The 11,005-nt window shown below is 56.1% G+C and carries 7 protein-coding genes; 3 read left to right on the forward strand and 4 right to left on the reverse strand.

Annotated features, from left to right (window positions below; all coding sequences use genetic code 11):
• Positions 1-10: 10 nt before the first annotated feature.
• From D620_RS14935 to D620_RS0108020, 3 genes are read right to left on the reverse strand one after another with little or no spacing between them, the layout of a single operon-like run.
• Positions 11-2,809 (reverse strand): DUF1156 domain-containing protein, encoded by a 2,799-nt coding sequence (locus D620_RS14935; protein ID WP_033376481.1) that lies wholly within the window; start codon positions 2,807-2,809, stop codon positions 11-13.
• Positions 2,806-6,312: a helicase-related protein gene (locus tag D620_RS0108015; RefSeq protein WP_017665281.1), complete on the reverse strand. Its 3,507-nt coding sequence runs from the start codon at positions 6,310-6,312 to the stop codon at positions 2,806-2,808. Before D620_RS0108015 ends, D620_RS14935 begins: the two co-directional genes overlap by 4 nt.
• A 17-nt stretch (positions 6,313-6,329) precedes the next feature.
• Positions 6,330-6,494, reverse strand: a complete 165-nt coding sequence (locus tag D620_RS0108020) for a helix-turn-helix domain-containing protein (RefSeq protein ID WP_033376489.1) — start codon at positions 6,492-6,494, stop codon at positions 6,330-6,332.
• 636 nt (positions 6,495-7,130) lie between these two features.
• Between D620_RS0108020 and D620_RS15990 the strand changes: the two genes are divergently transcribed.
• Genes D620_RS15990 through D620_RS16400 form a run of 3 tightly spaced genes read left to right on the forward strand, consistent with a single transcriptional unit; the run spans position 7,131 to position 10,369 of the window.
• Positions 7,131-7,967, forward strand: a complete 837-nt coding sequence (locus tag D620_RS15990) for a vWA domain-containing protein (protein WP_081596551.1) — start codon at positions 7,131-7,133, stop codon at positions 7,965-7,967.
• Positions 7,968-7,970: 3 nt separating this feature from the next.
• Positions 7,971-8,705, forward strand: coding sequence for a protein phosphatase 2C domain-containing protein (locus tag D620_RS16395; RefSeq protein ID WP_155800077.1), 735 nt, complete (start codon positions 7,971-7,973; stop codon positions 8,703-8,705).
• The gene (locus tag D620_RS16400) at positions 8,702-10,369 is read left to right on the forward strand and encodes a hypothetical protein (protein WP_155800078.1); all 1,668 of its coding nucleotides are present in this window, start codon (positions 8,702-8,704) and stop codon (positions 10,367-10,369) included. The genes D620_RS16395 and D620_RS16400 overlap by 4 nt, the downstream gene beginning before the upstream one ends.
• Positions 10,370-10,720: 351 nt before the next feature.
• On the opposite strand, the gene D620_RS14940 is transcribed toward D620_RS16400, so the two are convergent.
• Positions 10,721-11,005, reverse strand: a 285-nt coding sequence (locus D620_RS14940; protein WP_017665284.1) for a hypothetical protein, incomplete at its 5' end; no start/stop codon positions are given.

An 11,005-nucleotide genomic window follows, 5' to 3' on the forward strand; every position in this document is an offset into this window, starting at 1 on the left:
TCCGTCTCCCTTAAAGATCAAGGCGTTGTTGAAGATCACCACGCGTGTCGTAAATCGCAGCGGCTTGGCGGGACAACTCTGTCCAGTCGGCAATCAGGGCGTTGTAGGCCGTGGCCTCCTTGGCATCCTGCCGCTTGTTGGCGCTGATATCGTAAAGGATGTAGGCGAGGTCCTTCACGGCTTCGGCCTTGTCACCGATCTTCTTCAGTAGGACGCCTGTCGCCTGCGAAATACCGTCCTTTTCGTGCAACCGCACGAGATGCTGAAGGCATTCCCAAATCGTCAGATGCTGATCGGTCCTGGGCTCCCATTGGTCATCCAGTTCATCCCGGCGGAGTACGCGAACTTTGCCCGCCTGGCTTTCGACGATCCCGGCGTGCTTGACGCTTTCGACCGAGATGCCGCGGGCTTGGGCGATACTGGCGGCAGTCCCGTAGTCGCCAGCCTTCATCCCGTTCTGTTCGAACCAGGTGATGGCGAACCGAGTGTCGGCATCGAACTCACCCTGAATGCCGCCAAGATATTCGTCCAGCTCACGGTTGATCAGCTGTAGGGCGGTCTTCACGCTCATCGGACTGTCGTCGGATTCGAGCACGGCACAATAGCGCGAGAACACACCCATACCCGGGCCGATGGCGGATTGCGGCATGTCGGCCGGGGCAATGTTGGCGGCCTGAAGGTCCTTAATCGCCGAGGGCAATTCACGCTTCAGCGCCCGGATGAACTCGGCTCTGGTGGTATTATCTGCGCCTTCAGGTCGCTTTCTACAAACTAGAACTACCGAACTCGCAAGAGCATTGCTTCCAATACCTCGAATTCTCGACGTCTGCTCCGATCTAACCGGCCAAGTCGCTCTGATGTCCATCCCAGCATCAATAATTGCCTGGATAAACGTTGACCAGCCTGTCGAGCTGATACCATCTTGCTCAATCTCGCTCTGTTTGAACGCATAATATATCGCCAGCGGATACTCGGGACTTGCCCGTTTAGCCATGCTAGCCATGGCCTTCGTCATGCCCGCCAAAAAGAATTCTTCTGCAGCTTTGCCGCCGCCGTGCCGAGCTGGCGTAGCTACAAGCTCTTCTGACTTGGGGGTTTGAATTAAGGAAAATAGTTCCGGATATAAATCACCAACGCTGCGCTTCAACCAAACGTAAAAGAAGTCTGAAAGATCGGCATAGCCTATATTGTCATAATATGGCGGATCAGTTGAAATGACAGCGTTCGGACCATAAGAAACCGACTGGGCGTCATTTTGCCAGGCAACACCAGGTGTGTCAGTAATAAGTCGTGACAGGCAACTGGCCTGGTAGGCTGTGGCCGGTGCAAAGCCACCCACCACATCGGCCAAGATGTTTGCTTCTGCAAAATCCCAAACCATAGGTATAGCCTGTCGACCGAAAAGATTCATTGCCTTTTCGTTGCTCGGGCTCCATCGAACAAGAGAATTATTGAAGTCAGCGGCCCTGTCGATTCCAAACGCAAGATATATACTTATGGCTTCAGCATAGGCTTTCGCGCCCATTCCTTCATCGCGCAGCGATACATTATTGTCGCTCATTCCCGCGGTTAGCGCGTCGGCTTCGATACGAGCCCGTGCTTCCCCTATGAGATTGGTCAACGTATCGAGTGCAACAAGCTGTCTCTGCGTGAATAGATCACTCCATTTCGACATGCCGTAATTTCCGATGCGAAATCCCAACCCCTGTTGGAAAAATTCCACTTCGGGCTTCCATTTCGCAACTTGGGAGAAGGCGACATCTTCGTGAAGCTGCGACGGTGGAAGATATATGCGGCCACCCTTTCCCTCGGCTACGATTGCCATGAGTGTCTGGCCCAGTTCACCTCGAAGGCCGCATTCTTTTATGTATTCCGGCGTGATCGCCGTGCCGGAAATCGGGCACACGAAATTGGCTCTTCCAACCTTGGTTCCCTCCTTCGCCTGATCAAGTTGCGCCTTCGTGCCCCCTTCACAAATTCTGTATTGTATCGACTTCGAAGACTTATCAACGACTAGGGATATCCAGCGCTCCTTCCCCTTTTTTGTGCTGAGGACAAAATTCGAGGCGATCGGAACTTTTACTTCAGAAAAAGCGGGATCTGGGCTCGGCACCGTGCGCGCCCAGATCCAAGCAATTACCGTGACTTCATTGCCGCCAAACTCTTTCGGCAGCGTCACCTTTGGATACAGCTGACCTATTTTCTCCACGGCACGTTTGCGAAGCCAATCACCATAATATGTGACGTCTTCGGCCAAGCCCTCAGCATGCCGATAGTGATTTCTCTCATGTGGTCCGGGATGGACTGGCTCTCTCGCTTTGAATCCTGGCGGAATTTCGATCATCGCCTTACCGATTAGGACGGAAACAGGATTTAGGTCACTACCGTAAGCCGGGAGGCCTAGCCGCTGCGCCTCTGAAGCAATTGAAAATCCGCCAGAAAATGGATCATAGATCGATGGCAGCTCGCCATCGCAGCTTTTCAATATTTCGGCTCTGGCTTCGCGTAACAACTCTACATCTTGGCTGTTCTTCCAGTCTGCGAGCCGCTCCAATATTTTGAAGAGTCGATTTCGTTCTGCCTGCCTCATCTCTTCGGTGGGGAAATCATCTGGATGGCTAGAGGGATCGTCTACTAGCTGAGCAAATAAAAACGAACGACACGCAACGTGGGGGCGTCTCGCCCACCAATGGTGAATACCCCGAGGATGGGGGCCAATGCCCGGCATCTTCTCATAGGAAGAGCCTGAACTGATCGCCTCCAGTGGAATGGCGACTTCGATCAGCTTCTTCTTGTAGGGCTTAGTCATGCGGGTGCCTCGGCCCGATCAAGCAGGCGCTTTATGTTGAACTGGATGGCGTTTTGTTCGAACGGCGGTTCGCGCGTGTCGAGAGCACCGCGAACATAGCGTGGCTCACGGGCGAAGCCGGCCTCGACCTGAACAATGGCCAGGATGAACTTGTCGGGCTCGTGCAGGGAGGTGATCACCTCCTGCCGCGTGATCATCACGCTGTCGGCGCCATCGATCCGTCCCTTGACCTCGATGAAGCGCAGGTGATCCGCTTTCGGGTCGTAGGACGCTATGTCGTAGCCGACCTTTTGCGCCGACACGTCCTTGGGCGAATTGCCGAGCGCAAGTTCCGCCTCGATCACTGCGGTCATGGCTGCGATCTCGATCAACCGGCGAGCAACCGGGTCCTCGGAAAAGCCTCCGCCTGCAGCGTCACCCTCTGGCTGACGCGCCTGCAGCAACCCGCGCGGAATGACGATCATGCCTCCCCGCACCCGCGGTGGCTGGGACGAGATGAAGCGCTCTTGCTCCAGGATGGCCATCCGGCGCTTAAGCCGTTCAGCCAGATCCTCGGCACGGCGCTCAGCGTTCTGCCAGTTGAGGCGTGTCTTCTTGCCGGCTCGCTCTTCTTCCTTCAGCTCGAAGGCCCGGGCGTCCCAGTAGTTCACTTCCTTCTTCAGCCGCGCGCGGACTTCCTGTTCGACCTTGTCGATCTCGGGAACGCGGCGGGTCTTGACCTCGGCCACATGGCTCTGGGCCAGCTCGACCGTGGCGAAGCGAACGGCCGTCTTCTCCAGATCGTTGCGCAGCCAGTCCTCATGCAGGAGGTCATCGACCAGGGCGATCTCGGCGGGCGTCGCAGGGCGTAGATTGAGGTGCGGCGCGATCCCGGCATCCGTGGCATTCCCATCCCGGTCGATCGCAGCGAACTGCAACTTCTCGGAAATGATGTGCGGCTTGCCGGTGGACGTCAGCCGGCTGTCCTGGACGCTGTGTTCAAGCAGGAACAGGGCCTCGATGCCGTCGCCGGGGTCGGTATCGTCGACCATCACCGCGCCACGCTTCATGAGATGGTCGTACTGCTCGCGGATGACGCTGATCACCGCCTCCATCAGCGGATGCCCCGGATAGAGGAAGGCCGCCACCGGCTGCTGATTGATCCGGCTCTTCTCAAAGCAGATGCGTTCGTACTTCTTCTGGATCGGCGCGCCCGATCCGATCTGTCGGTCGCGCTCTCTCAGGACAACCGGCACGTGGAGGATTTCCCAGCGGCCTTCCTCCCGGCGTTTGATCTGGCCGCCAAGGTGCTGGAAGGCCTCGACGAAGAAGCTCTGGACGTGGTGGGGCTGCAGCCGCTGGGCCTCAGCCCGTTCCATTTCCAGCCGCAGCTCATGCACCTTGGTCTGGGGCATGGTGTCGTTGGTCAGCGCCCGGCGCTCAAGCAGCCGCAGAAGATGGTCCTGGTCAACGGCGCCATCGACGACCTGGAACAGGCGGGCTTTGACATCCTCCTGTTCGCCGTACTGGATTGCCTCGAACAGCAGGTCCTTCAGGGCCGTGCCTTCGAACAATTCGCCTAGGACGTCATAGACACGGCCGCCGAGCGCCTCACGCGCGGCCTCCAGCTTTTCCAGCAGACGGCCATAGACCTCGCCCTCGCGGGTGTCGGCTGCGACGAGGTTCCAGAGGTGACAGACCTCGGTCTGGCCGATCCGGTGGATACGGCCGAAGCGCTGTTCGATCTTGTTGGGGTTCCAGGGCAGATCGTAATTGACCATCAGATGGCCGCGCTGAAGGTTCACGCCTTCGCCGGCCGCGTCATTGGCGATGAGGACCAGCATGTCGCGGTCCTGCATGAACCGCTCGACGATCTTGCGACGCTCTTCACGGGTCACGCCGCCGTGGATCACATCGACAGCATCAGGCTTGCCAAGCCGCGCCCGTACCTTGTCGACGAGATAATGCAGGGTGTCTTTGGGCTCGGTGAAGATGATCAGCTTGCGTCGGTTGCCATCGGCGTCAACCATCAGGTCATCGTCGAGGATACGGTTGAGCTGGGTCCACTTGGTGTCCTGGCCTGAACCGAGAACGTTCAGAGCCATGCTCTCCAGGCCCTTGAGGGTCTGAACCTCGATCTCCAGCTGCTCGATGGTTTCGGCTGTGGTCGCACCGGTCGAGATCAGATCCTCGATCTCGTCGACCTCGTCCTGGCCGTATTCCTCGATATCGCGCAGGTCGTCTTCCCGAACATTGACGACGCTGAAGTCGGCTCGACCGCCGCGGCGTGCGAGACGCGCCTCTGCGAGCTGGTTTTCCAGGCGTTCGCGACGACGCTTCAAGGACTGGTAGATCGCGGCCGGCGACGATGCGAGGCGGCGCTGCAGGATCTGCAAGGCGAAGCCGACGTTGTTGCGCTTCTTGCCGTCCTGGTCGGCAAACCGCTGAACGCGGTTCATCTCGGTCCGGACGTATTCGGTGACGGCGCTGTAGAGCTCGGCCTCCATAGGCGAGAGCTCGTACTTGACGGTGTATGCGCGACGCTCCGGGAAAAGCGGTCGGCCATCAAACCGGAGCAGCTCCTCCTTGGTGAGGCGCCGCATCATGTCTGCCGTGTCGGCATAGTGGACGCCGTCACGGAAGCGACCCTCGAACCGGTCGCCGTCCAGCAGGGCCATGAAGAGCTGGAAGTCCTCCTCCTTGCCGTTGTGGGGCGTAGCTGACATCAGCAGCAGGTGACGCGATGCCTGGCCCAGTAATTGGCCCAGCTGGTAGCGCTTGGTGTATTTCACGTCGCCGCCGAAATAGGACGCCGACATGCGGTGGGCTTCGTCGCAGATCACCAGATCCCACTCGGTGGAACTCGAGAGCTTCTGCTGCAGGTCTTCGTTGCGGGCCAGCACGTCCAGGCGCGCGATGAGCCGGGGGTGATCGTTGAACGCGTTTCCGGACCGGGACGTCTCGATCATGTCGCGGGTGAGGATGTCGAACTCCAGACCGAACTTCTGGCCGAGCTCATCCTGCCACTGCTCGACCAGGCTGCCCGGGGCAACGATCAGACAGCGTTCGAGATCACTGCGGGCGATCAGCTCCTTGATCAGCAGGCCGGCCATGATCGTCTTGCCGGCGCCCGGGTCATCGGCCAGCAGGAACCGCAGCGGCTGGCGCGTGAGCATCTCGCCGTAGACCGCAGAGATCTGGTGCGGCAGGGGCTCGACCAAGCTGGTGTGGATGGCGAGGTAGGGATCGAAGAAGTGCGCCAGCTTGATCCGGTTGGCCTCGGTCACCAGCCGGAGCAGAGCGCCGTCGGCGTCGAAGGACCAGGCGTGGCCGCGGGTTTCAACGGACAGGCGGTGCTCATCGTCGCGATAGAGCGTGGTCTCGGCCACAGACCCACCGGGGACGCGGTAGACGAGGTTGACGGCCTGTTGGCCTATCCAGTCGACCGAAACGATCTCGACAGGCTGGCTGGGGATGATGCCCTGAACGACAGCCCCGTTCTTCAGGTCCTCGAGAACAGTCACTTTGAGTTCCCCATGGATCAGGCCCGCCCTTGCTCTTGAGCGATGATCCATCGGTCGATCTCGCTCTTCCGAAAGCGCCAGGAAGCCCCGACCTTGAACCCGGGGATCTTGCCTTCAGCAGCGAGGCGATAGGCTGTTTTTTCAGCCAGCTTCAGATAATCAGCTACCTCCCTGATGGTCATCACGTCGCTCTCCAACTGCCGACTCCATCAGAATGGTAGGCTCTGATTGAGAAAATAGGAGAAAATTGCGGATGCCACAACCTCAATCCTGGGGGGAGGTATACAGCCCGCACACGTCAGTATCGGTCGCAGGTGTATCCGGACAGCGAGAGTTCGCCCGCAGGTGCTCTCCCACCGCCAACATCTGAATGCGAATCAATGAGATGGGCCTTCCGGGGCCAAAAAATCCCCAGCTTCCGCGCGGTTTTGCCAATGGCACCTAAACCCCAGAGACTGCCAGACACGCCGAAATCGGTCTCTGATCGGCTTTCGTCTCTTTTCACCTAAACCCCATGATCACCTGGTATGGGCTGAAAAGTCCCGCAATTCTTGGGTTTTTCGCCTCAAACAATCCTGCTCAATTCGAGCTGATTGCGGCTGGGCGGCACCTCTTTGAGAACGCGCGGTATGGATAATCTCGAGGCCACGGGCTATTCTGGTCTAGTGATGGGGCTGCGCTACCATGAACCAGACGGCGCGGATTTTGGGGTTCTGCTAGGTTTGCGATTGCCGATCGTGGATCAAGTTGAGATAAGGCTATTTCAATCGGGTTCGGATCATAATAGTTGTTGATCTGACTTGGGGTGAGGATTCAGAATGAGCTACAGTGCCGAAATCAGCCGTGACAACCCTACGTGCATTCTGTTCATTATTGACCAGTCAGGATCGATGGCAGACGTGATGCCATCTGGGCGCAGTAAGGCTGATTTTGTTGCCGATGTTCTGAATAAAACTATTTATACCCTCGTCACAAACTGCACAAAAGCCGATGGAGTACGAAGCTACTTCGACATCGGTGTAATTGGTTATGGCGGTCAGGGTGTTTCCGTAGGTCTGGGTGGCGGATTGACTGGAGCAATCAACTCGGTTGTGGACATCGCTGATCGTCCGCTGCGGGTGGAAGATAGAACCAGGCTGGAAGACGATGGCGCTGGTGGCGTCTTCGAACGGAAGGTGAAGTTTCCCGTCTGGTTTCAGCCTCAGGCAAGCGGTGGCACTCCCATGTGCCAAGCTTTGACCCAGGCAGCAGAAGTCTTGGTGAGCTGGTGCGACAGTCATCCGGGGAACTACCCACCGACTATCCTGCATGTCACCGATGGCGAGGCGACAGACGGTAATCCGGAGCAGATTGCCGATGCGCTTAAGCAGCTCTCGACCAACGATGGACAATGCCTTTTGTTCAATCTTCACGTCTCGACAAAGGCCGGAGAAAGCGCGGCGTTTCCCGCTTCAGAAAGCGGCCTTGCTGATGATTTTGCGCGGATGCTCTTCCGTATGTCGAGCAGTTTCCCTAGCCATATTGCGCAGCTTGCCGCAGACAAAGGCTATGGCGTCCGCGATGGATCTAGAGGTTTCATATTCAACGGCGATCCGAAGGACATCGTGAATTTCTTCGATATCGGCACTCGACCGAGATTGACCGCAGATCGCTAAGCGATGCAGACCCTAGGCGCTGCAGCCAGAAGGCTAGAACTAGTTTTCTTGCACTGCGTGGCTAAGTCTTTAGGCCAGCCCAATGAAGATAGCTGTGCATACGACGAGGATCGTCAGATATTTGTCGTGAGTGATGGTGCGAGTATTTCTTATGACTCGGCGCTATGGTCAAGAATTCTGACGGATCATTTTGTTAAGTGCCCTGAGGTCGATGAGTCTTGGCTAGATCTTGCGAGAAAAGAATTTTCTGAGTCTCACAATTTTCTCGATCTCCCATGGAACAAACAAGCCGCCTTTGATCGCGGTAGTTTCGCGACACTTTTGGGCCTAAAATTCGATCCCGATAAAGGTAAGGCTCACGTCCTCGGCGTTGGCGACAGTGTGCTTGTCATGATTGACGACGTGGATGGATGGATAACCAGTTACCCATACGAAGAACCGTCCCAATTTAGGCAGGATCCAATACTGATATCGACAAAATCAGGATCGTTTTTCGTACCTGAGGAATCGATACAACCCCTCCAGCTATCTGAACATACAGGAGTAGTTCGGCTCTTGTTGATGACTGATGCTCTCGGCGCTTGGTGTCTAGAGCGTGGATATGAAGGAGCGGTTCGTTTGACCGAACTGGATGATGAGGAGGAGTTCAAAGATTTTCTCCGCACTGAACAGCAGGCCCAAAGAATGAGGATCGATGATGCGACGCTCATGGTCCTGAAACTGGAGGGCGTCGTATGAGCTATCCTCAGATCGTCGAGTATAACGATGCTATTCAGTCTCCTGATCGTACACTGAATGATCCCGAGCTCCGAAATGGTAGCGTCAAAACAAATCAACTAGGGTTGCCACTGGCTTTGTCTGGCGGCTTTGCGCTAACATACGAAGTTAGCTCGGGAGGTAGGCGATTTGCAGTCCGCTGCTTTCATCGCGAGGTGCCTGGTATCGAGCAGCGTTATGCGGCAATATCTAATAAAATCAGGTCACTGAATAGCGACTACTTTGTCGACTTTGATTTCCAGCCGTCGGGCATCAAGGTCGGCGGGAAGTCATATCCGCTGCTCAAAATGGATTGGGTCCAAGGGGATACCCTTGGAATTTTTCTCGATCGCCACAAGGGGCAGAAAAGTCAAATCGTTGATTTGCGGGATAAGCTAAGAGAGCTTGCTCGGTATTTATCCTCACAAGGCATCGCGCATGGGGACCTCCAGAACGAAAACATAATCTTAGCGAATGGCCGGCTTCGCCTAATTGACTATGATGGCATGTACGTGCCGGGAATGGTTACCGGAAAAGGTAGCGAGATTGGCCACAAGCACTTCCAACATCCCGCCCGCACGACGGGAGATTTTGGCCCTCACATTGACAGATTTTCCTCGATCGCGATCGATATCGGTCTCAGGGCGATCGCTGAGAATCCTGCGCTGCAGACAAAATTCAGTGAGGGCGGCGCGACAATACTCTTCAGGGCGAATGATTACGCAGATCCTGGCAGTTCGGAAGCTTTCAATGCGCTTCGGTCCATGCCTTCGATTAGATCAGACGCTGAGCGATTTGCAAATCTCTGCCTGTCACCAATCGCATCTGTACCGTCGCTTGAAGACTTCATTGCTGGCAAGGGTGGCCTCGGGCAGATCATATCCGCGCAGCCTGCCAAACCTGTCAAGCAAGGCTATATTCCGGCCTTCACGGTTGTCGACGCAAGCAGCTTTGCGTCAGCCGAAGCGTCCGTCGGACAACGCGTTGAATTGATTGGTCAGATTGTATCGGTAAAGGAGGGTACCACCCGGGGTCGAGGCAGGCGGGGTGGCAAACCATATGTGTTCATCAACTTCGGCGATTGGCAAAAGAGTTCAGTTAAGCTGACCCTGTGGTCCGAAGCGCTCGGTAAAATGCAGTCACGGCCAGATGAAAGTTGGGTCGGTCGCTGGGTAAGCGTAACAGGCCTCATCGATCCTCCTTACCACGGAACTTTCGGGTCAATATCATATGTGAATGTCGGCATTACGATTGCCGATGGCTCTGAGATCGTTCAGCTCACCGCAACGGAAGCCAAGTACCGCTTGGCGTCCAAAGGTCAGGTTGCAACTACAGCATCCAGACCGCCTTCTAACAAGGATGTCCTTGAAGGCCTTAAATCCGGCGGTTCTCGCACAACATCCGGGAGAAGCCCCTCACCTTCAGCTGGGCGCTCAACCTCGTCAGCTAATCGGCCTACAACAACAGCGTCGAGTAACCAGCAAATACTCGCTGGTCTGCGTGCAACTCCGGGGTCTAGCGTAACGTCGGGAAGCGGCACATCGCCGACAAGGCAACCTTCAGGAGGCGGAGGCGGGAGCGGGAGCTCTGTACCTTGGGGGTGGATAATTATCGGTATAATAATACTCTTTGCTATCTTTGGCTGATCCTCTCTCCGAGAGGCTGCGGCAATAATGGGCAGGAAGATTCGAAAGTGACCAGAAGACGTCATGGAGACGGCAATTATGGGTTGAGCTGGGGCTTGCCGGGCTTCCGTATTGGAAGGAGCCAGTACGGTAATTGGTGGATATCACTCGGCTTACCGTTTGGCTTGCGGATTACAAAGAGGCTTGGTCGAAACGCCCTCGGTAACGGTTCAGATTATCGTGGGTCGGAATTTCCGGATGGGGACGAGTTTAAACAAATCTCTGAGAAGAGTGTTGAGCGAGATATGCAGTCAATAACAAAGAATGAAAAAATATTAGATCGGATTAAAAATTTGAATAAGTGAATTTGTCTTAAGGGAATGCAATCCTCTCTTGGTCTTCCCACGGCTTATCTGCAACCGTTGTTAAGTGCTTGATTGAGACGGCCGGCGCGCGACGCTCGATGAGCAGCCTCTCCAGCACGGTCGGTGCCAGATAGGCCAGCTTCAGCACACGGCCGACGTACACCGGCGTCACGTCCTCGGCGGCCGCAATGTCCTGAATGGTTGCCACCTGGCCGCTGTCGAGCTTGTGACGTGACCCCCTGATTTTCCTCCACGAGCGATTAGAGTCTGGCCTGAAGGAAGGACAGACGAT

This window comes from Porphyrobacter sp. AAP82 (assembly GCF_000331285.1).
Lineage (GTDB): Bacteria > Pseudomonadota > Alphaproteobacteria > Sphingomonadales > Sphingomonadaceae > Erythrobacter.